Below are 542 nucleotides of genomic sequence, written 5' to 3'. Positions count from 1 at the left end.
GGCCCTTCACAAATAAGAAAGTCTTATCGAGTTAAAACTGGTAAGACTTTTTTATTTGTGAAGCTTTTTTTGCTTGACTATTTATTTCAAAATCAAAACATCTAATCAACTGTTCAGCATCTGCACATCTGAAATCTGCATATCCGCACATCTATTGCTGCTGCTGTTGTTGCTGTTGAATTATTTCCATGTATCGTTGGTAGCTGTTTTTGGGCGTATCGGTTGCAGCTTGCGATGGTGCACCAGGATGGGGTTTATCTTCAATAGTAAAATCGTTCTCATCATCAACAGTAACCGCCACTTCCAGTTTATGGCCCGATGAACCTTTGTATACACCTTTAACAGGCGAACAATCTGAAAAATTTCTGCCTACTGCAAGGCGAACGTGGGTTTCATTAGCAATACAGTTATTGGTAGGATCGATACCCAGCCAGCCATAATCCGGGATATAAGCTTCGGCCCAGGCGTGGGTAGCGCCTTCGCCGCGCATAGCGCTGCTATGGGTGCATATATACCCACTCACGTAACGCGCCGGGATCTTT

1 protein-coding gene is annotated in these 542 nt (G+C 43.9%); it reads right to left on the bottom strand.

The genetic code is table 11. From position 1 onward, the window contains the following. Positions 1 to 151 precede the first annotated feature (151 nt). On the bottom strand, positions 152 to 542 hold a 391-nt coding region (locus AC1DPZ_RS28760), incomplete at its 5' end, for a transglutaminase-like domain-containing protein (RefSeq protein WP_477409970.1).

It is taken from the genome of Mucilaginibacter sp. P4_G9 (assembly GCF_056400985.1).
Note: the sequence above shows the minus strand (reverse complement) of the source record. Positions and strands in the feature narration are given on the sequence as shown.